22 protein-coding genes are annotated in these 22,820 nt (G+C 39.5%); 15 read left to right on the top strand and 7 right to left on the bottom strand.

Translation table 11 applies throughout. From position 1 onward, the window contains the following. The 4 genes from BMY50_RS13725 (at position 1) to BMY50_RS13710 (ending at position 4,499) form a co-directional block, all read left to right on the top strand. Positions 1–1,569 carry a RagB/SusD family nutrient uptake outer membrane protein gene (locus BMY50_RS13725; RefSeq protein WP_093325340.1) on the top strand — a complete coding sequence of 523 codons (1,569 nt, stop codon included), beginning with the start codon at positions 1–3 and terminating at the stop codon, positions 1,567–1,569. A gap of 10 nt (positions 1,570–1,579) precedes the next feature. Continuing rightward, the gene (locus BMY50_RS13720) at positions 1,580–2,305 is read left to right on the top strand and encodes a 3-keto-disaccharide hydrolase (protein ID WP_093325337.1); all 726 of its coding nucleotides are present in this window, start codon (positions 1,580–1,582) and stop codon (positions 2,303–2,305) included. Between the two features lie 21 nt (positions 2,306–2,326). Further along, on the top strand, positions 2,327–3,694 hold the full coding sequence (locus BMY50_RS13715) for a Gfo/Idh/MocA family protein (RefSeq protein WP_093325334.1): 1,368 nt from the start codon (positions 2,327–2,329) through the stop codon (positions 3,692–3,694). A gap of 100 nt (positions 3,695–3,794) precedes the next feature. Continuing rightward, positions 3,795–4,499: a 3-keto-disaccharide hydrolase gene (locus BMY50_RS13710; protein ID WP_162276592.1), complete on the top strand. Its 705-nt coding sequence runs from the start codon at positions 3,795–3,797 to the stop codon at positions 4,497–4,499. A 61-nt stretch (positions 4,500–4,560) separates the two neighbouring features. Here BMY50_RS13710 and BMY50_RS13705 read toward each other — a convergent pair whose 3' ends face one another. Continuing rightward, the gene (locus BMY50_RS13705) at positions 4,561–4,773 is read right to left on the bottom strand and encodes a heavy-metal-associated domain-containing protein (RefSeq protein WP_093325328.1); all 213 of its coding nucleotides are present in this window, start codon (positions 4,771–4,773) and stop codon (positions 4,561–4,563) included. 43 nt (positions 4,774–4,816) lie between these two features. Next, on the bottom strand, positions 4,817–7,048 hold the full coding sequence (locus BMY50_RS13700) for a heavy metal translocating P-type ATPase (RefSeq protein ID WP_093325324.1): 2,232 nt from the start codon (positions 7,046–7,048) through the stop codon (positions 4,817–4,819). Positions 7,049–7,326: 278 nt separating this feature from the next. Here BMY50_RS13700 and BMY50_RS13695 point away from each other — a divergent pair, with 278 nt between their 5' ends. From BMY50_RS13695 to BMY50_RS13685, 3 genes are all read left to right on the top strand, one after another. Further along, complete coding sequence (locus BMY50_RS13695; RefSeq protein ID WP_093325320.1) at positions 7,327–7,587, top strand: hypothetical protein; 261 nt, start codon at positions 7,327–7,329, stop codon at positions 7,585–7,587. A 21-nt stretch (positions 7,588–7,608) separates the two neighbouring features. Continuing rightward, a complete protein-coding gene (locus BMY50_RS13690) occupies positions 7,609–7,857 on the top strand; it encodes a hypothetical protein (RefSeq protein WP_093325316.1) in 249 nt (82 codons plus the stop codon). Between the two features lie 185 nt (positions 7,858–8,042). Beyond that, positions 8,043–8,519 (top strand): nuclear transport factor 2 family protein, encoded by a 477-nt coding sequence (locus BMY50_RS13685; RefSeq protein WP_093325314.1) that lies wholly within the window; start codon positions 8,043–8,045, stop codon positions 8,517–8,519. A 47-nt stretch (positions 8,520–8,566) separates the two neighbouring features. Here the strand turns inward: BMY50_RS13685 and BMY50_RS13680 are convergent, their stop codons facing one another. Then, a complete protein-coding gene (locus BMY50_RS13680; RefSeq protein WP_093325310.1) occupies positions 8,567–9,235 on the bottom strand; it encodes an FAD-binding oxidoreductase in 669 nt (222 codons plus the stop codon). Between the two features lie 43 nt (positions 9,236–9,278). After that, complete coding sequence (locus tag BMY50_RS13675) at positions 9,279–9,515, bottom strand: hypothetical protein (RefSeq protein WP_093325307.1); 237 nt, start codon at positions 9,513–9,515, stop codon at positions 9,279–9,281. A gap of 143 nt (positions 9,516–9,658) precedes the next feature. On the opposite strand from BMY50_RS13675, the gene BMY50_RS13670 reads away from it, so the two are divergent. Then, a complete protein-coding gene (locus tag BMY50_RS13670; protein WP_238383763.1) occupies positions 9,659–10,105 on the top strand; it encodes a GNAT family N-acetyltransferase in 447 nt (148 codons plus the stop codon). A 153-nt stretch (positions 10,106–10,258) separates the two neighbouring features. On the opposite strand, the gene BMY50_RS13665 is transcribed toward BMY50_RS13670, so the two are convergent. Beyond that, positions 10,259–11,893 (bottom strand): arylsulfatase, encoded by a 1,635-nt coding sequence (locus tag BMY50_RS13665; protein WP_093325302.1) that lies wholly within the window; start codon positions 11,891–11,893, stop codon positions 10,259–10,261. Between the two features lie 334 nt (positions 11,894–12,227). Here BMY50_RS13665 and BMY50_RS13660 point away from each other — a divergent pair, with 334 nt between their 5' ends. From BMY50_RS13660 to BMY50_RS13640, 6 genes are all read left to right on the top strand, one after another. After that, positions 12,228–14,075 (top strand): endonuclease, encoded by a 1,848-nt coding sequence (locus tag BMY50_RS13660; protein WP_093325299.1) that lies wholly within the window; start codon positions 12,228–12,230, stop codon positions 14,073–14,075. 124 nt (positions 14,076–14,199) lie between these two features. Beyond that, the gene (locus tag BMY50_RS13655; RefSeq protein WP_202907838.1) at positions 14,200–15,111 is read left to right on the top strand and encodes a zinc metalloprotease; all 912 of its coding nucleotides are present in this window, start codon (positions 14,200–14,202) and stop codon (positions 15,109–15,111) included. Continuing rightward, on the top strand, positions 15,104–15,418 hold the full coding sequence (locus tag BMY50_RS28325) for a lipocalin-like domain-containing protein (protein ID WP_202907837.1): 315 nt from the start codon (positions 15,104–15,106) through the stop codon (positions 15,416–15,418). Before BMY50_RS13655 ends, BMY50_RS28325 begins: the two co-directional genes overlap by 8 nt. A gap of 46 nt (positions 15,419–15,464) precedes the next feature. Next, positions 15,465–15,995 carry a hypothetical protein gene (locus BMY50_RS13650; RefSeq protein WP_093325297.1) on the top strand — a complete coding sequence of 177 codons (531 nt, stop codon included), beginning with the start codon at positions 15,465–15,467 and terminating at the stop codon, positions 15,993–15,995. A gap of 5 nt (positions 15,996–16,000) precedes the next feature. Continuing rightward, entirely contained in the window at positions 16,001–17,182 is a 1,182-nt protein-coding gene (locus BMY50_RS13645; protein WP_093325294.1) for a zinc metalloprotease, read from the top strand. A 4-nt stretch (positions 17,183–17,186) separates the two neighbouring features. Next, positions 17,187–18,110 (top strand): hypothetical protein, encoded by a 924-nt coding sequence (locus tag BMY50_RS13640; protein ID WP_139202258.1) that lies wholly within the window; start codon positions 17,187–17,189, stop codon positions 18,108–18,110. 20 nt (positions 18,111–18,130) lie between these two features. Here the strand turns inward: BMY50_RS13640 and BMY50_RS13635 are convergent, their stop codons facing one another. Together BMY50_RS13635 and BMY50_RS13630 are read right to left on the bottom strand one after the other, a co-directional pair. Next, on the bottom strand, positions 18,131–19,306 hold the full coding sequence (locus BMY50_RS13635) for a PepSY-associated TM helix domain-containing protein (RefSeq protein ID WP_093325289.1): 1,176 nt from the start codon (positions 19,304–19,306) through the stop codon (positions 18,131–18,133). A 5-nt stretch (positions 19,307–19,311) separates the two neighbouring features. Beyond that, positions 19,312–21,657 carry a TonB-dependent receptor gene (locus BMY50_RS13630; RefSeq protein WP_093325286.1) on the bottom strand — a complete coding sequence of 782 codons (2,346 nt, stop codon included), beginning with the start codon at positions 21,655–21,657 and terminating at the stop codon, positions 19,312–19,314. A 241-nt stretch (positions 21,658–21,898) separates the two neighbouring features. Between BMY50_RS13630 and BMY50_RS13625 the strand changes: the two genes are divergently transcribed. Beyond that, a complete protein-coding gene (locus BMY50_RS13625) occupies positions 21,899–22,816 on the top strand; it encodes a helix-turn-helix domain-containing protein (protein WP_093325857.1) in 918 nt (305 codons plus the stop codon). Positions 22,817–22,820 lie beyond the last annotated feature (4 nt).

Below are 22,820 nucleotides of genomic sequence, written 5' to 3'. Positions count from 1 at the left end.
ATGAAAAAGATTCTTTTATTATGCCTAGCGGTTTTCGTGCTGGCATCATGCAGCAAGGATTTTATTGAACTCACACCGCCTTCTAACTTAAATAATACGGCCTTTTATAAAACCCAGCAAGACATTAATCAGGCTACTTTATCGGCCTATCAAAGTCTTCGCATTTTATATAACGGTTCATTTTACCGCTTGGGTGAAATTCGTTCGGATAATACTACCTATTCTTGGCTGGCGGGTAACCCAGCAAACGAAAAAGGAGTAGATGAGTTTGCTTCTCCTCTTCTTCCTGAAAATAATTTTTTAATGGATTGTTGGGATGATAGTTATAATACTATTTTGAGATGTAACTTGGTTTTGGGTCGTACCGATGGTGCGACTTTTACCGACGAAAGTTTAAAAAATCAATATAAGGCGGAAGCCAGTTTTTTACGCGCACTAACCTATTTTTGGTTAAACCGAATATTTGGTGGAACTGGACTAAATGGCGAACTACTGGGAGTGATCAAGGTAGATAAGGAACTCACTCCAAGTGAAGCCTACGAATTAGGTCGTGCGCCGTTAGAAGAAGTTTACAATTTAATTGTTTCAGATCTTCTATTTGCAGAGGCGAACTTGCCTGAATCTTATGGAAGTACGGATAAAGGACGGGCGACGAAGGCTGCGGCAACCGCATTATTAGGAAAAGTATACATGACTATGGCAGGTTACCCTTTAAACAAAGGAAACGAATACTACACAATGGCCATTGAAAAGCTCAGGGAAGTGGTTAATAATAGTAGTTATGCTTTAGTAGCCAGCTATGCAGATCTATTTGATGTGAACAAGAAAAACAGTGTGGAGTCCCTATTTGAGGTACAATACATGAAAGGAGGTCCTGGCGGAAATACCGGCAGTCCATGGAACAATAATTTTGCTCCTCGTTTTTCGAACAAAGAGGTTGTGCAGGTTGGTGACAAAGGTGGTGAAAATGCACCTACACAAGACATGTCGAACGCTTATGAAACAGGTGACCCTCGAAAATATGTATCCATGCGGGATGGTTGGGTAAACGCCTCTACCGGAGCTTTTGAAACCGAGAAATATGTTCGCAAATATTATGATGTTGCCACTAGTGGTTCTGATAATGGCAATAACTGGTTAGAGCTTCGTCTAGGCGATATTTATTTGCTATATGCGGAAGCTTTAGTCCGCACAGGTACCGATCAGGCTACTGCCTTAGTTTATCTAAATAAGGTCCGTGAGCGGGCTAGAAACACATCCGGTGATCCAAATATTCAGGCACCTACTAATTTACTGGCCGATTATCAATCCTCGGATTTTGCTAATGATCAAGCGTTTCTGCTGGCGATCGAAAAGGAACGTCGTATAGAGCTTGCTTTTGAGAACCACCGTTGGTTTGACTTAGTACGCACTGGAAGAGCAAAAGATGTCATGATAGCAGAGCAGAAAGCAGATGGCTTTAGTAATTTTACATGGAGCGACGATGCATTAGCTTATCCTATTCCGCTAACTGTCATGCAATCCAATCCGCAAAAAATTATTCAAAACAAAGGTTATACCCAATTATAAAATTTATATCATGACAATTCAAGTAAATTTCTTTCTTTCATTCGTACTAGTTAGTGCGCTAGGTTTAAGTAGCGCGGCTGTTCACGCGCAGGATAATACCTTAACGGGAAAGGAAAAAACAGCTGGCTGGCAATTACTCTTTAATGGAAAAGATTTGTCTGGTTGGACTTCTCCTAAAGGCACTCCACTTGATGCGGACTGGAAAGTTGAGAATGGGAAGCTCTCTTTAAATGAGACAGGGACCAAAACGCACATAGATATGATTAGTGTGGATGAGTATAGCGACTTTGATCTGCGTGTAGATTTTAAGTTAACGAATGGTGCCAATAGCGGCATCAAATACTTCTTTACACGTTACAGCGAAGGCGGATGGCTCGGTATGGAATATCAGCTTATTGATAATGATCGTCATCCAGACGCTAAGCTCGGTCGTAACGGAAATCGCCAACTCAGCGCCTTATATGATATGATACCGGTTACAAAAAAAGTAGCGGTTAAAGTGGGTGATTGGAATCATGCGCGCATTGTAGCAAAAGGCAGCAAAGTAACACACTACGTAAATGGTCAGGAAGTATTAAGTTTTGACCGTAAAAGTCCGGCATTTGAAAATGCCAGACAGTTAAGTAAATTTAATGAGGCAAAACCTGCCTTCGGTTCAGTAAACAAAGGCCATATTCTGCTACAAGACCATGGCGATATCGTTTATTTTAAAAATGTGAAAATAAAAGCTTTATAAAATGCTATAAAAAACGAAATTATGAACGCTAAATCAAGAAGAGATTTTATCAAAAAATTAGGTGTAAGCACTGCTGCATTATCTGTTGGGAGTAGCTTGTTTAATCATCATCCGGCAATGGCCTTTAGTGCCAAAAGTTACCGCAACATCGTCGGTGCAAATGAGCGCGTCCAGGTCGCCACCATAGGCGTAAATAGTCGTGGAAGCAGCATGAGCGGTACCTTTGCCAAACAAAAAAATGCAACGGTCGCCTGCATTTGTGATGTAGATGAAAGAGCCATTCCAAAAGCGATGAAACGTGTCATGGAAGCCGGGCAAAGCAATACACCTCGTTCTGAAAAAGATCTACGGAAGGTGTTGGAAGATAAAAGTATCGATGCCATTTATACGGCGACACCTGATCATTGGCATGCGCCATTAACCATCATGGCTTGTCAGGCAGGGAAGCATGTGTATGTTGAAAAGCCCATGGCACATAATCCAGCGGAAGGAGAAATGGCGGTAGCAGCTGCCCGTAAATATAACCGAGTGGTACAAATGGGTGCACAACGTCGTTCAGCGCCTACGCTTACCAAAGGAATAAAGCTATTGCATGATGGTATCATTGGCAAGGTGTATATGGCTAAAACTTGGTACACCAATACCCGCAAAGAAACGTTTTTGAAACCGGGCACTGTTCCTTCATGGCTCGATTATGATCTGTGGCAAGGTCCTGCACCGCGGATGCCCTACAAGGAGGGCTTAATCCATTACGATTGGCATTGGTTCTGGCACTGGGGAACAGGTGAAGCCTTGAACAATGGTACGCACGAAGTAGATGTTGCCCGTTGGGGTTTGGGAGTAGATTTCCCTACAAGGGTAAGCTCTATCGGCGGGCGTTATCAATTTCAGGATGATTGGGAAACACCCGACACGCAGATCGTAACAGTAGAATATCCTACTGCTACCTTGATATGGGAAAACCGAAGCTGTAATGGGCGACAGGTGGAAGGTTTAGAGCGGGGAGTCATTTTTTATGGCGAGAAGGGAAGTTTAGATACTGGAGAAGATGCCTATAAGGTCTATGATTTACAAGGTAAGCTCATCAAGGAAGAAAAATCGACTTCGGCAACCGAAGGTTTGGCCGGTAGAAATACGGCAAGCCCCAGTTTAGGAATGGATAGCATGCATGTTGCCGATTTCTTGGATGCAATAAAAAATAACAGACGTCCAAATTGCGACATTGAGTTAGGCTATAAAAGTACTGTAGCCATGTTGTTAGGCAACATATCCTGGCGGGTGGGGCGTGATCTAAAAATTGATCCTAAAAATGGTCATATCGTAGGTGATGCAGACGCAGGGAAATTGTGGAGCCGTAGTTATGAACCAGGATGGGAGCCTAAAATATAAGCACCAGACCCTACAGAGATACACGAGGCGGACGGCAACGGCTAATCCTGTAGGGTCTTTTTCTTTAAGGGGTTATACTAGACTTAATAAACCAAAGCAAATGAATATACTAAAAGGTATCTTGTTATTTTTTGTGCTACAGGTCTACCATGTGCAGGCACAAACACAAAATGTACTAACTGCAAAAGAAAAAGCCAATGGGTGGCAGCTAGTTTTTGATGGGGAAAGTTTTAATGGCTTGAGGAAATTAGCAGATGATGGTTGGGAAGTGAAAGATGGTATGCTAATGGCAACTCCCATTCCACACGGTAGGCAAATGGATATCATTACAGAAGCAATGTTTGGTGACTTTGAGTTGTCTTTTGAATTCGAGATCTCAAAAAATACAAATAGTGGTGTTAAATATTTAGTGACAAGCGATTTTCCTAGCCAGAAAGGAGTTTATTTAGGGCTGGAATATCAAATTCTGGACGATGTTAACTACAAATACCCCGAACGGGGCGACTTACGCTCTTTGGCATCTTTATATGATCTTATCCCTGCCGATATCAATAAACCGACAAAAGCAATTGGCCAATGGAATTTTGCGAAAATTATTGTAAGAGGCACTCATATTAGCCATTGGTTAAACGGTCAGAAAATAGTAGCATACGATAGGAGCGGTTCTTCTTTTAAGTCGTTGGTGCAGGGCAGCAAGTACAAGGATCTTGAAAATTTTGGAGAAACAAGGAGAGGGCATTTGCTCTTCCAAAATGAAGGTACTCCTATTGCCTTCCGTAATATCAAGATTAAATCGTTAAATTGATCGTTTGAGAAGAAAGGGGGAGCAAAGAAATATTGCTTATTTGTTTGCTCCCCCCTTTAACTTAAACCTTTTCTGCTTTATAACCTGCACTCTCGAGCGCGGATATAATTTGTTCCTTGTTGAGAGGTGATGCTCCCTGGATGGTGAGGGTTTTATCGGCACTAGCGGTGTCTACTTTCCAATACTCAATGGTGGATATTTTATTAAGAAAAGGAGTAACTGTTTCAATGCAGCCGCTGCATTTGATGTTAGTTTTGAATTTTAGTGTTTCCATGATTTTATTGATACGTTAGTAATTAAATGCGTTTTCTTGGTTTCTATTGTTTCCGCCATTTCAACCGAAGGCTGTTGCTCACAACGGATACAGAACTTAAAGCCATTGCAGCTCCTGCAATCATCGGGTTTAAAAGAAAGCCGTTAAAAGGATATAAAATGCCCGCGGCAATAGGAATACCGATGAGGTTATATATAAAGGCCCAAAAAAGATTCTGCCTGATTGTTTTTACGGTTAAGCGGGATAATCGCAGGGCTTTAGGTACTTGCTGCAGATCGGATGACACCAATGTTATTTTGGCTACGTCGATGGCTATGTCAGAGCCTTTACCCATGGCGATCGAAAGATTGGCTTGTGCTAAAGCCTGACTGTCGTTAATACCATCACCAATCATACCTACTACTTTTTTCTCGGCCTGCAATTTTTTTACGAACGCCGCTTTATCTGCTGGAAAGACTTCTGCCTTGTACCGCGTAATACCAACTTGAGCGGCTACTGCAGCAGCTGTTTGTTTATTATCGCCAGTAAGCATGTAAACGTCTATTCCTCTGCTTTTTAATTGCGATATGGCTTTTCTAGACCCTCCTTTGATTTTATCAGTAATGGCAACCGTAGCAAGTATCTGGCTTTCATTTAAAAAGTAAATAACAGTTTTAGCTTGTGCCTGTAATTGGTTCACCCTTTCTTTTAAAACTTCAGGGATTTCAATTTTTAAGTCTGTAAACAGCTTTTTACTTCCGGCTAAATATTTTTCGCCGTTAAAAATCGCGGCTACCCCTTTACCGGTGAGACTTTCAAAATGCTCCACTGGAGCAGAAATCACTTCTATTTCTCTAAAATATTTGACAATAGCTTCTGCCAGTGGATGTTCTGATTGTTGTTCCAATGCAAGAAAAATACTTTCTAATGCCTTTTTATCTTCGGGCAGTGCGGGGTTCCAATAAATATCTGTAACGGTTGGTTTACCTTCCGTGATTGTGCCTGTTTTATCAAGAATAATGGCATTTACTTTATATCCTAATTCCAAAGCTTCTGCATCCTTAATCAGAATACCATTTTCGGCTCCCTTTCCTATACCTACCATGATAGCCGTTGGAGTTGCCAATCCGAGTGCACATGGGCATGCAATAACTAATACTGTTACCATTGCTAACAACCCTTGTGTAAAAGCATGTTCACCGCCAAACAAAACCCATGCTCCTAAACTTGACAGAGAAATTAGTATTACAATAGGGACAAAAATTCCGGCTATTTTATCCACTAGTTTCTGTACAGGCGCCTTCGATCCTTGTGCATCTTGAACCAATTGGATGATCTGGGATAACATGGTGTCAGCACCTACTTTTTCTGCTCTAAAACGAAAACTTCCCTTCTGGTTGATCGTTCCGGCAAACACTTTATCACCCGAAATTTTTTGTATAGCTATCGGCTCACCTGTTATCATGCTTTCATCCACGTAGGATGTACCGTTGTACACCTCTCCATCTACCGGTATCTTTTCTCCTGACCTCACTAGTAACTGGTTGCCTACCTGTACTTCCGACACAGGTATTTCCCTTTCACCACTATCTGTAATGATTAATACACTTTTTGGCTGCAGACCGATTAGCTTTTTGATAGCGGAAGAAGTGTTTGATTTAGCCCGTTCTTCCAATAATTTTCCCAGCATGATAAACAGAATTACAACCGCTGCGGCTTCATAGTAGACATGAGGATGTAAGCCTCGCTGATGCCAGAACGCAGGGTAAAAGGTGTTGAACACACTGAACAGATAGGCGATACCCGTACTTAGCGCTACCAATGTATCCATATTGGCCTTTCTGTGTTTGGCCTGTTTGTAGGCATTGGTAAAAAAGCTCTTCCCAAAGATAAATAATACAGGTGTGGATAACACGAGCATCATATAGTTTGCATAAGGTATATCCATCAGAAACATGCCTAAAATGACTATGGGAATAGTAAGAATAGTTGTGGCGATAATCCGCCTTTTTAGTGCTTTATAATTACTTTTCTGCGCTTCTTCCTGTGCCTCTTTTCCTTTTTCGGTATCGAGAATCAAATCATAGCCAATGGACTGAACAGCTTCCTGGAATTTTGGTGGCTGCACGGAAGAAGGATCAAAATCAATCTTAACCGTCTGAGTGGCGTAATTCACTTCGGCTTTTTGAACACCGAACAAAGATTTTACCATAGATTCTACGCTTATAGCACAGGCGGCGCAGGTCATACCCAGAATAGGTAATGAGATGGTTTGTATATTTTCTCTTTCTAACATTTTCTTTGAATTGTATATCACAAAGATAAATGAGAGGCCGCGCAGTATAATTACAGGATTCTGCGAAAAGATTATATAATTTTTTAACAGTGTTGTATTACATTCAAAATACAAAGTAGCCAGAACTCTCCATCTTGTCGCAGCATTTAACCTGCTAATCTATTCTCTCAATTTTGAATAATTTTCGAGTGTAGCTTTGTATTGTTGCCGTTCAATAAAGGAAAGAAAGGACATCTTTTTTGACGGACAGCAACGATTAACACTAAAATATAAAGATTATGTTTTTTGGATTTTTCATTTTTACACGCCTATTATTAGTTGCCAGTATGGTGTTTATTATAGGCTACGTTTTTGGGTCGTTTGCTAAGAGCAAAACACTTACCAAGATCACTAAAGTAGCAACCATTTTGATCGTTGTGATACCTATTCTCACAGGTATTTTCTTCGCTTCTTGGGGAGGCAGGTTCCACAGAGGAGATCATCATACTAACCAGGCTTGCTATTTTCAGCATCCTGATTCGACCATGAGAAATAAATAAGTTAGATTAACAATAGGACTTATGAAAGGAGCTACAGAAAGAAAAGTCATTCGTTGGGTACATATCCTGCTAAGCATACCGGTACTGGGTTACATATACGGGCCGGTAGCTACTTTAACATACCCTGCCTTGGCTACGAAATTTATTTTTTTACCAATAATAGTGCTTTCGGGTTTTTGGCTTTGGAAAGGGCATTGGATTAAAAGACAGCTAAGAAGAAAATCTTCTATGCCGTTGAAAAGAAAGCCTTCGCTCAAAAAGGCACCTTGAAGGTATTTGTACCATAGCTATGTCGATATTGGCCATATTTATAGTAAAGTAATAAATTATGAAGGCAAGGGCGTTGGTTAAGTAAAAGACAGCTGTGTGTTAAATTGTTTGAAAAATGCAATGATTGGTTTGATATGATCTATTTTGCTGATTGGTTCTGGCGTATTTTTGTATAAAAAAGACGTATGATTTTATTATCCATATCAGCTATGATTTTATTGAGTAGCCATTTATCCGTAGAAAACAAAGAGATGGATTGTATGCTAACCGAAAGTCAAAAAAATAAGGAACTTATCCTACAGGCATTTAATGGTTGGGAAAATGGTACATTCAACTTTTTTGATCTGCTTGACGATGAGGTGATTTGGACGGTAGCAGGTAGGTCGCCTGTTTCGGGAACTTATATTGGTAAGCAGGATTTTGTCGACCGAGCTGTTACCCCCATCCATGAAAAATTGAACACGAAAATCACCCCTTCACTTATTAGTGTGACGGCCATCAAAGATCAGGTATGGATCACTTGGACAGGCCGGGCTGCAACCAAGAAAGGGAACATGTATGAAAATCATTATGCTTGGCTGATGACCATAAGAGGAGGGAAAATCGTACAAGCAACGGCTTTTTTAGATACCTATGAGCTAACAAAATTGATGAAAAAATGAATTAAGATGGAAAAGACAATAGAAGGAACAAGTGTATATATTTTAAACTATTTTTCAAATACCAGCGCATCAGGATCTGCCCCTAATTCTTTTAAAGCATCTAAAATGGAGCTTGTAAAATTATCTGGACCGCAAACATAAAAAGCTTGTTCGAAATTTTTGATATGTTCCTTTAGAAAAGCTTTGTCAATTCTTCCATGATAAAACTCTGTTGTTTTTTCTTGTGAAATAAGATTAATGAAATTTGGACCTAATATTTTTTCAAACTCGTCTTTCAGAATAATATCTCTTGCGGTTCTATTTGAAAAAAACAATTTATTACTGCCCAGCTGTTTCTTTACATACAGGTCGCGAAAGATAGCTATAAAGGGCGTAACACCGGCGCCACCAGCTAGAAAAGTACCTTCTCCCTTAAATTCAATAGCGCCCCAAGCATCGCTTATTTCTAATCTATCACCCGGTTTTATATAGGTTAACTGATTGGTGACACCATCGTGGTCTGTGTAAGATTTAATGGTAAATTCCAACGTGTCTTCCTGCTGTAAGGAGGTAAAGGTAAACGGACGTTTTTCTTTTTGCCAAGTATCTTTTACTATAGAAAGATCAGTAGCTTGTCCGGGTATGTACGTGAAACCTCTGGGTTTTTCGATTCTAAACGCATGCACATTATGCGTTATGTTTTTTATCCCAAGAACTTCTACAATATAGTCTGCCATTGTTTTTTATTCTAAATTGACCCTTTTACTTTTTTTGTGATTTTCAATCTACGTCTGGCATAATAACCTTATGTTTACTCAGTTCATCAAAGGATAGTTGTATTGCGTCATCCATTGTGAGTATAGCATCCTGCTCGAGATTTACGCCATATCGATCTAATGATTCTTTAACGGGTGTGAATGTATGTTCGGTATTCGAAATATTGTCCTTATCAATGAAGAATGTATAATCTTTTCTTTGCAGTTCTTCTACTATTGCGGGTGTAAGATCAAGTGTCATACAGGTATAAACAAGGACGGTGCATAATTGTTCTAAAGACAAATCGAATGTGTCTGGTGATCGACTATTTTAATTATTTACCTGAAGCGTGTAGATTTGGATTCAAGATGTTCCTGTTAGTTAATAAATAAAAAGATATGTCTGTGGAAATTAAAAAGTTAGGCCATGGTCTAATGTCATTTATAGAATTAATCCGGATTTTTGAAGATGTTTTCGAAATGGAGAATTTTAAGATGCCCGAAGATGAGTATCTGCAGAAGATATTAGCGGAAGATAATTTTTCTGTGTTCGTGGCAGTAAAAGACGAAAAGGTTGTGGGTGGTTTAACTGCTTATCTTTTAAAACAATATTATGCTGAGCGGCCCTTGCTGTATGTGTATGATCTGGCGGTCAAGACAGAACACCAACGGCAAGGAATAGGTAGGCTACTGATCTCTGCTGTTACAGAATATAGTAAAGAAATAGGAGCAGAGGAAATGTATGTTCAAGCTGAGGAAATTGATCAGCATGCTGTAACGTTTTACCATTCAACCGGCGCAGTAGCTAGTAAATTTATCAATTTTTCCTATTCTTTCAGGCATTCTATTTAAACTGAGAATTTATAGTTGAAACCATTAAGAAACAAGGAAATTAACTTAATTCCTCTTTCTTAATGGCTATTATTCTCTTAAAAAGGCTTACTCCTAAAAGATATAGAGAGAACTACAGAATGCGTTTAGAATAATTGCTGTCCCCGGAATTAATTATTTTAATTGTGAAAACTGAGAATCTGCCTTTAATTTATTATAATCATAAAACCATTTGTTAAGCGGTTTATCGAAGGGTTCTGCATGTACTCTTTTATACCATTCCTTATATTTTACTTCCAAATCGGCAACAATAGTAGGGTACTGAACAGAAAGGTCATGTAATTCAGTGCGATCCGCTTCAAGATCATATAGTTGCCATTTTTCGGATCGCTCGGCAACGAGTTTCCATTTACCGTCCCGTATCGCTCTGTTACCTTCATGCTCCCAAAAGATAGGATTTTTACGGTTTGTAGGCTTTCCAATAAAGGCGGGTTTAAGACTAATGCCTTCCGTTGCTTGGATTTTATTGCCTTTATACTCGGTTGGATAGGTGGCTTTCGATAGATCGACAAGTGTTGGTAGGATGTCAATCAAATGAGCGGGTTGTTTTTCAAAAGTTCCATTTCTTTTCCTTGGTATACCAGCGGGCCAGCTTACGATAGCAGGGGAAGAGATACCGCCCTCGTGCGTATGATGTTTGTACATCCAGAAGGGGGTACAGGCAGCTTGCGCCCACCCTTGTCCGATAAAAACATTTGAGAATACTTGTCCGGGTTGATCGCCTTCATAACGACCGTCGATTCCAGGTTCGGCGTTACCTCCGTTGTCAGATACAAAGAGAATAACCGTATTCTCGAAGACGCCCCGTTTTTTTAGTCCGTCTACGAGCACGCCTATACTTTTATCAAGGTGATTGATAACGGCCGCATAGATGGCCATCATGTCATCATATTGTTTTTTCTTGGCGTCGCTTAAAGTATCCCATTTATAGATGATCGGATTATCAGGTGCTAATTTCAAAGACGAATCAATCAAGCCTAAAGCCAGTTGCTTTTTATACCTTGCTTCTCTTAGCTTATCCCACCCCTGTAGATATTTTCCTCTAAATTGAGCAATTTCTTCTTCGGGTGCCTGTACAGGAAAATGTGGAGCATTATGTGCCAGGTAGAGTAGAAAGGGTTTTTTTTCTGTTAATGCTTCATCGATGAATTTCAAACCATAATCGGTCCACAAATCTGTACTGTACCAGTTTTTCGGAATTTCGGGAGCATTGTTTACATCTAACTCCCGTCCATCTAAAAAGAGTCGTGATCTCTTATCTGCATGATAAAAGCCCCCAGCTGGAGCAGCTAAAGATCTGTCAAATCCTCGATTTACCGGGGTAACGCCATGCTCAAAACCAACATGCCATTTACCCGTCATGGCTGTAAAGTAACCTGCACTTTTAAGAACTTCTGCTATTGTTACAGATCTATTATTGAGTTGGCCTCGATAGGCTTCATGATCGCTTCCTTGATCTTGAACCATGTGGCCGACGCCTGCTTGGTGACTGTATAAGCCGGTAAGAAGCGTGGCACGGGAGGGGCAACACCGTGCTGTATTGTAAAATTGAGTAAAGCGAATACCGTTTTTGGCCAATGCGTCCAAATTTGGTGTAGGGATCTCGCTGCCATAGCAGCCGATGTCGGAATAACCCAAGTCGTCAGCGAGTATGACAATGATATTGGGTTTTTCCTGAGCAGTAAGCCAACCTGAAAGGAATAAGCTAATTAGGATAGTACCGATGATCTTATGTCTTAATTGTCTCATAAATCAATTTTTAATTTGGAAGAGTAAAACGCTATTCTTAAAAACAAATATATAAAATCTATAACTTTAGTAGTGTTTTTTATTTTTAAGGAAAATAGCATTTTCCTTAAAAAGTGATAGCTGTTATAAAACTTATAAAAAAACTAACATTGAGCTAATATTAGTACCCTAAATTGGACACTAATGTCTAACAAATTAAGGTAGGTCGCTGTTATATTGGACGATTAGTATAACCCGACCTTTTTATACTGTCAATACGTTATTAAGGAAAAATTATTGAGTAAGTGTTGTAAGAAGCGAATGATTTATCTAAAAATAAGATATAACCTCTTCTATGAAAATATCGATGCAATTTATTAAGCAGATTGAACTTGTCAAGCAAAGGTCTGTAAATAAGACGGTATTCGGAGAACCCCCTCTACCGCAAATGAAAGTAAGCACAGACAACAGGGTGGTGGTGCCACGTCAAATGAATCGTTATCTCCAACAAAATGATCTTACGCTAAACCAGTTTATCAATGACCGATTGCTGCGTGAGCGGGTAATAAAAGGAGATGATATATTAGATGTGAATTATTTGGAAATGGGGGTAGTGGCTGGCAGATCGGTCTGCCGTATTACTATTGCTTCGCCAGATGGAGAAGAAGGCTATGGAACAGGTTTCTTAATCGCCCCGTTTATTGTCATCACAAATAACCATGTATTGCCTAATGCGGATTATGGAAGACTTTCCTATGCAGCGTTTGACTATGAAAAGGGAACAAACGGATTACCCAAACAGGTGAAGTATTTTAGATTTGATTGCAGTCGGTTGTTTTATACCAATGAAGAGCTAGACTATAGTATTATAGCGCTAGAGTCAATTACTGCCGACGGTTTGCATAATATAAGTGAATTTGCCTTTTTAACGTTGAATCCTAATCTTGGTAAAACGAAAGAGGGCAACTATGTATCCATCATCCAGCATCCGGATGGTAAAATGAAAAAGGTGGCATTGAGAGAGAATCAGGTGACGAATTTGGATATGCCTAAATTCATACGTTATATGACCGACACAAAACAGGGTACCTCTGGTGCGCCGGTGTTTAATGACAAATGGGAAGTAGTGGCTCTACATCACGCAGGAATTCCCAAATATAATCCAGACGGAAAAATACTAAATATTGATGGTCTCCCATGGGATAAATCACAGGGCGAGCTGCAAATAGATTGGGTAGAAAACGAAGGGGTGAGGGTTAGCAGTATCATATATGATATTACAACACAGGCGGCAACGAGCTTTCCCTTTTTGTTGGATCATTTTTCACCAATTTCTGATGTGGAAGTTATCGAGAAATCAATGGGGATAAGTCGTACGAAATTGGGCAATGAAATATATTATCCCGAAGCGAGTGATCATCAGGATATCAGCCGTTACTATAAAGACATTTCGGTAATTGAAAATGTAACAGTTGATGTATTGCATCAATTACTAAAGGATACTCATACATCACATCACAATTATAACCCATCGAAGTATGTATATCCTAAAATAGATCTCCATCCTGATGGTTTACTTAGAAGTATTTATTCCGGCAAAGAATTTACCGCGCAGGAGTTAATGTTGGCAGACGAAAGGGTGGATGCAGAAAGGAGGCTGAAATTTGTTGAAATAGAAAAAACTGGGAAAGAGATGGAAAGAGAAGCCTATAACTTGGAGATTGACAAATTAGAAGCCATGTTTCCATATAATTGTGAACATGTGGTGTGCCAATCTTGGTTTAACAAGCAGGAACCAATGCGGGGAGATTTACATCATCTTTTTGCCTGTGAGTCGGGCTGCAACAGTTTCCGAAACAATTATCCTTATTTTGATTTTGAAAACTACGACCCTGACCCGCTGGAGCCAGTGGAAAAAGTTAGGAATGAATGTGGAAATATGGAAAACAAGTTGTTTGAGCCGGAGCGGAATAAAGGCGTGGTGGCGCGGGCCGTGCTATACTTTTTTGTGCGATATCCGAAAACAATTCAGGTTTATAAACAACGTGATATGGATATGTTGAAAGAATGGGCACAGAAGGAACCCATTTCACTTTACGAAAAACACCGCAATCGCGAAATTTTTTTAATGCAGGGAAATAGAAATCCCTTTATTGATTTTCCTTCTTTGTGTGGTAGCTTAAATTTTAGTGATGCTATTTAGAAATTAGAATTGAATATTAAGAGAAAAACAAGTAACTTCATACTATAAATCTTTTATGTATTAGCCGTTGACCGCTTTACTTGCCGTATAAGACTTCTTCTTCGTACGCTTAAATAATTTAATCATGGAACCCATCAGAAAAAAAAGATATTGTGCCACAATGGAAGTGTTTAATCATCAGGCAGATATGTTTCCGGCATATAGAAAGGCACAAGCTAAGATTGAAAGCGATATTAACACTATGTTAACTGGCAGAGAATCATTACGATTTGTTGATCCAGTCAGAATTTATGTGGTAGTACATGTGGTGTACCATGAGGCACTAGAAAATATTTCTGACGAACAGATTTTGAGTCAGCTCGAAGTGTTAAACAACGATTTTAGAAGAACGAATAAAGATCGGGATCAAGTACCAAATGTGTGGGATGATCTGGCGGCAGATACATTTATTAATTTTGAGCTGGCCCCGGACGGTATTACGAGAACGGCCACAGATTTACTTCAATTTAGTTCGGATAATACTATTAAAAGTAGCAGCAAGGGAGGAAAAGATCCCTGGCCTACAGAGAGCTATCTTAATATTTGGGTGTGCAATTTGGAAAATTCGCTGCTAGGATATGCCCAGTTCCCTGGTGGCCCGCCAGAAACGGATGGTGTTGTAATTGATTATCGGGCATTTGGTACTTTAGGCACAGCGGAAGCACCTTTTAACCTAGGCAGAACCACTACCCATGAGATAGGACACTACCTTAATTTGTCGCATATTTTTGGAGATGGAAGAAGCAACTCCTGTGATGATTCAGACTATGTAGACGATACACCCAATCAGCTTGGTCCAAATTATAACAAACCCACTTTTCCAACGGTTTCATGCGCTAATGCTCCCCATGGGGATATGTTTATGAATTACATGGATTATGTGGATGACGATAGTATGTTTATGTTTACGAAAGGACAGGCATATCGCATGAAAGCCACACTTTTAGGCCCAAGGGCGCCTTTGCTACGTAATATACCAGTTGTAGAAAATGAATAACCGGCATAAATCGGTGATAGTTCGTAAGTGGGTTCACTCTTATGAAGAAGATACGGATGAAGAAAAAGTGTATCGTCCAGAAGGTTTTGTGATGCCAAGATCGAGGGGAAGAGATAAAATAGCTTTAGAGGAAGAAGGGAAGTTGATAAATACCTTTCCGGGAAGGGGGGATGCCCTTGAGTCTACTACTGGTTTTTGGCAAGTGAAGGAGGATAAATTGATTTTAACTTTCGATCAGAAAAACCAGGAGCAATACACCATTAGGGAAGTAAATGCCGAGAGGCTGGTGCTTAAAAAAAACAATTAAAGATCTGAAGGAGACGCTTTAATTGCCGTAGAAAAAACCTATTGTTATGGAAAGAAACTATTATTTTCTATTAGTGTTTCCTATATTCATCTTTGTGTATGCGGTATTTGTAAACACACCCCATGAGCATGATAAAGATGTCTCGCCTTCTCTGATAACTACCGACTCTACCTATAGCAGAGAAGAAAAATTAGATACTTTACTAAATAAAGAGAAAAGGACCATAACCGTCAGTAGTAGTAAAGAGATGGCCACTACTGCCAAAAGGAAAGATGCCGATAGCGCGCATTTTTCTCAAAAAGATTCCACCTATTCTTATTTTCTCCTCGCCTCTGTATTTGTAGTTGTTATAATAGCACTTCCTAAATTACAGGAGTTAAGTATTAATAATAGTGGGATAACGCTTAAGTTTTTAGAACATCTCGATGAAAAGATAAAAGAAGTAGAAGAATTAGCGGCCCCTAACAAAGCGACGAGATTAGCAAATGACGAAGAATTACAACGAGCGCTAAGTAAGAAGATTATAGCGATAAAAGAGAGTATTGACGCTTATAAAGTATTAACAAAGAAAAAATAAGCAGCATGAATAAAAAGCAACTTATAGAAGGATATCCGGACTACTTAATTAAACGAATAAAGGCGGAGGAAGCTAATCGTTTTAAAAGAAAGCCAACCAAAAAAATGGAATTGGTTATGGAGGATTTAAAACTATGGCAGGTAGGGGTGCTGAAAGTGAGTTTTAAAGGGGGGGATGCGGTATTACATAAACTAATAGCCAATGCGGCGGCGGAGTGGTCAAAGTATGCTAATATAGTTTTTGATTTTGGGTATGATTCCAAAAAGAATACTTATCGTACATGGCACGCTCAAGACTTCTCTCCTATAAGAGTTGGGTTTGATGAATCTGGCTATTGGTCGTGGGTGGGCACGCAAAGCGTTGATGAAGCATTTTGTATACCAGGCGAGATAAGTTTAAACTTGGAAGGATTTGATAAAAAGCTACCCGATAATTGGCAGTCCATCGTGTTGCATGAATTTGGGCATGCATTAGGATTTCATCATGAACATCAATCGCCTGTTTCAGATTGTGATTTTGATTGGCCAGCCTTGTATAAATATTTGGCTGAGCCTCCCAATAATTGGTCAAAAGAAACCGTCGATTATAATTTAAGAAAAATGGCTGCTGGTGGGTTGATCTATTCACCCCATGATCGAGAATCGATTATGCATTATTCTTTTCCCGCTTGGATGTTCGTGAGTAAGGAAGCATCGCCTTGCTATGTTCCTGAAAATACTACTTTGTCCGACGAAGATAAACGGATGGCACAAAGAGCATATCCATTTAGCAAAAATAGTATTGTAAAGCAACGAAAAGAGCGCATAAAAAACCTAAAAGTAGCATTGAAAAGATGGAAAAATGTTAAATTAAATGAAGAATTTTTGAATAGCTATCTTGTTTATTTGACGGACGATACCAGTCATAAAAAACTGTTTGTAGAGAAAGATGAAAGCAGGGAGTATAAAGCCAAGAAATGCATTTTGATAGGAGCGGGGCAGGCCCGCGAAAACCCAAACAACTTGGAGGATAAGGCAAAACTTAGCAACTTATTACCCTCTAGTTATGCCTATAATCTCTGCGCGGAACTCTTGAACGAACTGGTGAAAACTTATTTAGCATCGGCATCCTTCACGGAAAGTGAGCTGAACAATTGTCGGATTGTGAAGGACGTAATTGATATGGTTAATACGAAAACAAAAGGATAAAAATATGTCAGATCTTATAATCCTTTTCCGGTATCTGGTATCGATCTTTTCTTTAGCTTGTTTATATACTGTTGTAGCAGCCCAAGATACTACTGAGCAAAAAAAGTCCTTTTTTGATCGGGTAGAACTTAGGCAATCATTCAATACACCGGACGGCAAAAATGCGCCGGTTCAATTTCAAATGACTTTTCCAAAAAATAAAGATCATTCCTTTTTGATTGATGGAGGTATTGCTTATAGCCTCGAGCAATGGGGTGATGGGAAAATTTTTGGTGAATACCACCGCAATACATTGGTAGAAAAAGAACAACATAATTGGCAAGCTGGATTTGCATCGGTATGGTACGCTAAAGCGAAGAGAAATCAGGCGGGTACAACCATTAATCGCTGGTTTTTTTCTCCCACATTGAAATATATAATGGATAAAGTAGACACTGTTCATTCGTTGGCCTTAAACGTAGACGCATTACCTTTCCGTTCTGGCGAAAAAGGTTTGAATTTGGCCACGAATACACTCTCGTCAAATAAACGGTTAATTCATTTTGCCCTTCTATCAGGCGGTACAGAAATACAACAAAATTTCTCTGCTAAGAATGACGGTGAAAAGGGTTTTATTTTAAGACCTACGTTAAAAGTACAATATAGTTTAGCCGGTAATAAAAGGAGAGACCTTATGACAGAACCTATAAAAACATGGGCTTTCACCTTTAATTACGACCAATGGTACGACCTTATCAATACAACTGACTATGAAGAAAATTACACACATTTTTTTAGAGGAGGTTTTGATTATTTTTTTTTAACTGCTGCAGAAAATTCAACTAATATGGATCTATCAGTAGGTGTGTCATTCAATTATGGTTCCAAACCTCAGCAAGCGCTGGATCAGCAACAGTTTTGGCTATTTACAATTAATATCCAGAAATGAATAGAGAATGGAAACGAGGGTTAAGGTATACGCATGCCTGGTCGTTTATTTTGTCGTTTCTTTTTCTTCCTTTTTTTATTATACCAGATTAAAAAACCTGTTATTGGTAAACTTGCACAAATAAGTGAAACTCCAAAAGCCAATATTTTTGTTCCTGTTCCACCTATAGAACCTACATGCAGGTCATAATTCATGCTGCGCACTTTCTCACCACCTTGTAAATCCGCATCGCTATATTTCATCAGCAGATTACCGTTTTGGCGATCAAAGTAATACCAGACAAAAATATGGGTTCTGCTTTTAAGTAAACGGGTTTGAATATCAATTGGGGTAGTTTCTCCGGGTCGAAATCTAATCGAAAGAAGATCAGCATCGCCATGCGCTTGAAGTACGGCATGCACCGCTCTATCTAGTGCTTTATCGCCATTTCCCAAAGTTGCGGGAGCTGATGTGGGAATCGCTCGTTTTGTTGTTGATGTGCCACCATTAAAGACATATTGCATGGAGTCATCAACCCATTTAAAAGAAAATACCAGTCCTGTCAAGGCGATAATAAAAACCGGTATTAAGATGTAAAAACCCAATACATTGTGAAGATCGTAATTGAGTCGCTTAGAAGAGGCCTTTCGTTTTATCCGAAAGCTTTTCTTAAGCTTTTTTCTGCTCCATTCTTGGGGCCACCACAGCACCAGACCGCTTATTAAGATAAAGACAAAGGCGATAACAGCATAACCTACTAATGAGCTACCAATCCGTCCGCCTAGCAGTAGATTCATATGGAGGTTTAATACTAGTTGGAAAAACTCATTCTTACTGTCTTCTATATAAAGAACTTTTCCATTATAAGGATTCACATAAACCCGATAATAATACTTATAGTAGTTCCAATGGCCAATAGCGCTTGAATCTGTTTGCGAAGCACGAAATATCCATGATCGTCTTTTGTCAGGATAAATCTCGGCTCTTGTAATCTTATAAGCAGGCCCAAGTGCTTGTTGTGCATGCTCCTGTAAGGTGCTCAATGGTAAAGCCCCGCCAGTATTAGGTGTTTTTACAAATACGCGATCTTTGTAAACGAGCTCTTTCAGCTCATCTGAAAATACATATAAGCTGCCAGATAGACTCACTAATACGATCACAATGCCGGTAAGTAGCCCAAGCCACTGGTGTAGCCAAAGAAAGAGTTTCTTGGCCATATAATTTAAAAGCTGTAAGACAGGTTCATATTCATTGTGGCGCCATTGCCGCGGACATATTCTGCATCTATTGCTCGGTATTGACTCACAACCGGGTAATAAGATGAGTTTAATAAATTTTCAACTCCTATACCTAATACGAATTTACTGTTTATTTTATACAAGGCCGAGAGATTTAAAAGACTCACCGATTCCACCGGGCCTTCGCTATTTCCATACAAACCATTGTCGCGGGTAACGAATCGGTCTCTATTCCCCGTACACACCCAGTTCAATTTTACATCGAATGATGTTGAAGGCCGGAAAGCAAGGTAAGCTGTTGTCTTAGGAGGAGCAATCCGCGTTCCGTTCATGTACACTTTGGTACCATCTTCTTGCTCAGATTTTCCTTCTACAAATGAATAACTTGCTCCCATGGTCCATTGTGGATGCAAGTACGCATCTGCCGTAATTTCATAGCCATAGACGCGTTCAGGCTCACGTTGCGCCACCAAAAAACCTCCTACATCTACCAGATTAGCACCAAATTTAGATGTGCTGATGTAATAGGCTGCCGTTAGATGAAAGATATCAAAACGGCTGCTGACGCCCAGCTCATAATTATTTGTGATGATAGGATCTGTTTCGATGTTCTCTAGCGTATTCTCTTTTGCACGACGTAATATTCGACCAAGCTCGTTGATCGCAAAACCTTGTGAAAAACTTACAAAAGGATTCAAGAAATCATATTTATTATAGCGTAATCCTACATTAAACATAGTGGCATGGTAGGGGATTTTTCCTCCACTAACGGCGACACTCCCCTCACCGTTGGGGCCGGTTGCGATCGTGTTGAAATCCTGTACCTTTACGCTGGCATTTTCATAACGGACACCACTTTTTAGTACCAAATTATTCCAGAGATCCAGCTTGAGTTGTGCATAGGGTGCCAAGTTGATCATATTCATATCAGGAATGTATACACGACCATCTGTTAGTATCTGATTTGTCTTATCATTCAAGAGATCTAATCCATAGGTCAACTCACCACGCAGCTCGTCGTTTACCACCCAAGGTGTATTTAAATTTAACCGCAGCCCCTTTTTAAAAGACTGGATTTTTGTTTGTCCAGGTCCGTACCAGGCCGTTCCACTTTCAACATAACGATTCATTGATACAAATCGGTTATAATAACCCGTTATATCTAAAGACGTGTTGTAGGGTAGGGCATCGTGATGATACGAAATAAAAACGTTATGGTTATATGGAGTTCCTGCTGGTTCTCCTGGATCATTACCTTTTATGCCAATAGATGGCGTTTCACCATACTTTCCTACAACATTTATATAGTCACTGTTTTGCACGCTTCTAAACAAATTGTAGGAAGCTGTAAAAGCACTGTGCTCGTTTATCTTATAGCCCAGCTTTACAAAGGTATTGTAGAGCTTGTTTTCCCCCAAGCCATCTGCTTGGGCATTGACGTTTCCTTCAGCGTCCTTAAGTACCCCTGTATAATTGTAAGTGCCGCTGAGCACGTAAGAAAATTTGTTAATCGTTCCCTCAAATAATTGAGAGAAGCGATATCCTATTGTGTTTGAAGGATGTGCGAGGTTGCCACTTGTTCCAAGGTTGGTGGTACCACCAAAGCGCTTGGTAGGAGACGGATTTTTTGTTATGAAGTTAATGATCCCGCCTCCAGATCCGTTTCCATAAATCGAAGTTGCTCCTTTAATTACTTCTACACGTTCAATAACGGCGGGATCGAGGGTTCGTATATCCCGGCTACCATTCATCAATGGTGTAGATTGAGGAATGCCATCAATTAATACCAATACCTGCCGCCCACGTAAGGTTTGACCACTGTTAGTTGCTTTATTCGTAGCCGTTCCGAGCCCGGGAATAGCATTTCCCAAAATGGTTGATATGGATGGATTGACATTTGTCTGTTCTTGTACTTCTTTTGCATTTAGAATACTGATCGACGAGGGTACCTCATCAATACTCTCTGCTTTCCGTCCCGCCGTTATTACAACTTCATCAAGCGCAATATCTTGACTAAGTATAATTGCTGTTTGTATGATACTATCCGCAAATAATTGCACTTCCTGAAGATATTCTTTGTACCCCACATAACTCACCTTTAGTACATGTTTTCCAATAGGAAGATTGGTTAAGAAGAAATGGCCATTTTTATCGGTTTTTATGGTGACGGATCGCTGGGGCGCGGTATCAATTAACTGCACGGTTACGTTTTCCAAAAGTGATTTCTTATCGTCCGTTACGATTCCATTCAATTTTCCATCATGTGATTGGGCATAAAGTAGAGACACATTCAATATTAATATACCTGCTAATGCTAATAAATACTTCATTACGTATTGGGGTAAGGCGACTGAAATTTTAATCGTCGCAAATGTATATCTATTTAGACCTATTAAAAATAGAAAAAAATCAGATGACAATATTATGACATACTGAGAGAGATGTTTATGCTATTGAGAAGATATTGGCAATAGAAGCGCAAATAAAAAATATTAGGAATAGTCGTAGTAACTCATCATTTCACCGTATTGGATGTTTTTTGATATCTTTGAATTGATTAATTTTGTGATTATGGAGAAAGCGGAAACATTGCAGGAGTATTATAAAAGAACGTGTAGAAAGTTACCGGACGACCTGATAGATTCTGATGGGAAAAATGCTCATTTTAACGTGTTAAAGCGTAATAACTGCTATGCGAGCTTACACTTTTCCCGGAAAGATTATTATAAGATCTGTTTAACACAAGGGCGCGCTATACTGCATACCGATAAAGGAACTATTACAATAGACCAGCCAGCTATCTTTTTTTCAAACACTAATGTGCGTTTCGGTTGGGAAAATGTGTCGCCTGCACAAAAAGGTTATGTGTGCCTGTTCAATGATATTTTTATCGGTAGTGAATTAAGAAAGGCCTTATCAAACCTGTTTAAGTTGTTCCGGAATGATAGCTATTCTTTTATTTTTTTACAAGCTGAACAATATGAACTGTTTTCTCAATATTTTGAGTGGATGTTAAAGGAATACAATAGTGATTTTGTATATAAAAAGCAGGTCATTGAAGATTTTTTAAGGCTAATAGCTTATACAACTATCAAATTGCGAATGGCTTCGGGCGAAATTGAAAAGGGGCTGTCGGAAGGCGATCTAGTAAATAGGTTTAGCGATCTTCTGGAAAAACAATTCCCGATAGAATCTCCAGACAATGCTCTTGCGCTGAAAACTCCCGCCGATTATGCCCGTCACCTACAAGTGCATGTAAACCACTTAAATTATTGCTTACGTTCGTATTTTGGAAAAACCACTAGCGACCTTATTCAGGAGAGAATTTTGCAAGAAGCACTTGATTTGCTGCAGTATAGCCATTGGCGTATAGCCGAAATTGCTTATAGTCTTGGTTTCGAATACCCCCAACATTTTAATAATTTTTTCAAAAGAAAGACAGGCAAAAGTCCGAGAGACTATCGAGGATTGTTACTGAGTGATATTTGATTTG

The organism is Olivibacter domesticus, from assembly GCF_900109575.1.
Lineage (GTDB): Bacteria > Bacteroidota > Bacteroidia > Sphingobacteriales > Sphingobacteriaceae > Olivibacter > Olivibacter domesticus.
The sequence above is the reverse complement of the archived record's forward strand: the minus strand, read 5'-3'. Positions and strand labels throughout refer to the sequence as shown.

What these genes read in the sequence shown, in the direction of transcription:
- BMY50_RS13680 (WP_093325310.1), bottom strand. Translation starts at nt 9,235, where the DNA reads ATGGCAGACTATATTGTAGAAGTTCTTGGGATAAAAAACATAACGCAT.
- BMY50_RS13700 (WP_093325324.1), bottom strand. Translation starts at nt 7,048, where the DNA reads ATGTTAGAAAGAGAAAATATACAAACCATCTCATTACCTATTCTGGGT.
- BMY50_RS13720 (WP_093325337.1), top strand. Translation starts at nt 1,580, where the DNA reads ATGACAATTCAAGTAAATTTCTTTCTTTCATTCGTACTAGTTAGTGCG.
- BMY50_RS13695 (WP_093325320.1), top strand. Translation starts at nt 7,327, where the DNA reads ATGTTTTTTGGATTTTTCATTTTTACACGCCTATTATTAGTTGCCAGT.
- BMY50_RS13685 (WP_093325314.1), top strand. Translation starts at nt 8,043, where the DNA reads ATGATTTTATTATCCATATCAGCTATGATTTTATTGAGTAGCCATTTA.
- BMY50_RS13625 (WP_093325857.1), top strand. Translation starts at nt 21,899, where the DNA reads ATGGAGAAAGCGGAAACATTGCAGGAGTATTATAAAAGAACGTGTAGA.
- BMY50_RS13635 (WP_093325289.1), bottom strand. Translation starts at nt 19,306, where the DNA reads ATGGCCAAGAAACTCTTTCTTTGGCTACACCAGTGGCTTGGGCTACTT.
- BMY50_RS13705 (WP_093325328.1), bottom strand. Translation starts at nt 4,773, where the DNA reads ATGGAAACACTAAAATTCAAAACTAACATCAAATGCAGCGGCTGCATT.
- BMY50_RS13715 (WP_093325334.1), top strand. Translation starts at nt 2,327, where the DNA reads ATGAACGCTAAATCAAGAAGAGATTTTATCAAAAAATTAGGTGTAAGC.
- BMY50_RS13710 (WP_162276592.1), top strand. Translation starts at nt 3,795, where the DNA reads ATGAATATACTAAAAGGTATCTTGTTATTTTTTGTGCTACAGGTCTAC.
- BMY50_RS13650 (WP_093325297.1), top strand. Translation starts at nt 15,465, where the DNA reads ATGGAAAGAAACTATTATTTTCTATTAGTGTTTCCTATATTCATCTTT.
- BMY50_RS13660 (WP_093325299.1), top strand. Translation starts at nt 12,228, where the DNA reads ATGAAAATATCGATGCAATTTATTAAGCAGATTGAACTTGTCAAGCAA.
- BMY50_RS13690 (WP_093325316.1), top strand. Translation starts at nt 7,609, where the DNA reads ATGAAAGGAGCTACAGAAAGAAAAGTCATTCGTTGGGTACATATCCTG.
- BMY50_RS13675 (WP_093325307.1), bottom strand. Translation starts at nt 9,515, where the DNA reads ATGACACTTGATCTTACACCCGCAATAGTAGAAGAACTGCAAAGAAAA.
- BMY50_RS13645 (WP_093325294.1), top strand. Translation starts at nt 16,001, where the DNA reads ATGAATAAAAAGCAACTTATAGAAGGATATCCGGACTACTTAATTAAA.
- BMY50_RS13640 (WP_139202258.1), top strand. Translation starts at nt 17,187, where the DNA reads ATGTCAGATCTTATAATCCTTTTCCGGTATCTGGTATCGATCTTTTCT.
- BMY50_RS28325 (WP_202907837.1), top strand. Translation starts at nt 15,104, where the DNA reads ATGAATAACCGGCATAAATCGGTGATAGTTCGTAAGTGGGTTCACTCT.
- BMY50_RS13725 (WP_093325340.1), top strand. Translation starts at nt 1, where the DNA reads ATGAAAAAGATTCTTTTATTATGCCTAGCGGTTTTCGTGCTGGCATCA.
- BMY50_RS13655 (WP_202907838.1), top strand. Translation starts at nt 14,200, where the DNA reads ATGGAACCCATCAGAAAAAAAAGATATTGTGCCACAATGGAAGTGTTT.
- BMY50_RS13665 (WP_093325302.1), bottom strand. Translation starts at nt 11,893, where the DNA reads ATGAGACAATTAAGACATAAGATCATCGGTACTATCCTAATTAGCTTA.
- BMY50_RS13630 (WP_093325286.1), bottom strand. Translation starts at nt 21,657, where the DNA reads ATGAAGTATTTATTAGCATTAGCAGGTATATTAATATTGAATGTGTCT.